The 754-nt window shown below is 52.0% G+C and carries 2 protein-coding genes; one reads left to right on the top strand and one right to left on the bottom strand.

What is annotated here, in order from left to right; translation table 11 throughout:
• Positions 1–44: 44 nt before the first annotated feature.
• Positions 45–461, bottom strand: coding sequence for an IS200/IS605 family transposase (gene tnpA / locus OKC43_RS21670; protein WP_064338318.1), 417 nt, complete (start codon positions 459–461; stop codon positions 45–47).
• Positions 462–482: 21 nt separating this feature from the next.
• On the opposite strand from tnpA, the gene OKC43_RS21665 reads away from it, so the two are divergent.
• The coding region (locus OKC43_RS21665) for a transposase (protein WP_270808805.1) at positions 483–754 on the top strand (272 nt) is incomplete at its 3' end.

Here is a 754-nt window from a genome sequence, read left to right as displayed (position 1 = left end):
TCATGGCGGGGATATAAGGTGTGAATGGCGTAGCCGTTCCATGGTTAATGAGGTGTTTGCTGTTGCTCGATGTACTGCCGGATGATCTCTATCGGAGCGCCGCCACAACTCGATGCAAAGTAAGATGGCGACCACAACATGCCCTTGTAGTAGAACTTGGCGGCGATGTCTGGCCGCTCTTTTCGCAGCACCCGACTGGATGCCCCTTTTAGGCTGTTCACCAGCGCCGATACTGCCACTTTTGGCGGGTAATTCACCAGCAGGTGAACATGATCAACCTCTCCATCCATCTCTTTTAGCTCTGCCTCAAAGTCAGCGCAGATCTTGGAGAACAGCTCTCTAAGGCGGTCGATGGCGGCATTGTCGAATACTCTTCTGCGATATTTCGTCACAAAGACCAAATGAACATGCATAGAGAAAACGCAGTGTCTGCCAGTTCTAATGTCATTGATTTTGCTCATAGACCAAAGTATATTATGGCCATGCAACGACTTCAAGCCTTCAAATATGAACTTCGGCCAGACGGCCAGCAACAGCTGCGAATGCGCCGCTTCGCTGGTTCATGCCGTTTCGTGTTCAACAAGGCGCTGGCGTTGCAGCAGGAGCGCTTTGAACAGGGCGAGAAGAAGCTCGGCTATGCGGAGCTGTGTAAACAGCTCACCCAATGGAAGTCGGAAGACTCAACCGCTTGGCTTGCCGAAACGCCCTCCCAACCCTTGCAGCAAACGCTAAAAGATCTGGAGCGAGCCTACAC

Origin of the sequence: Aeromonas sp. Y289-2 (genome assembly GCF_027705925.1) — a bacterium.
GTDB lineage: Bacteria > Pseudomonadota > Gammaproteobacteria > Enterobacterales > Aeromonadaceae > Aeromonas > Aeromonas veronii.
Note: the sequence above shows the minus strand (reverse complement) of the source record. Positions and strands in the feature narration are given on the sequence as shown.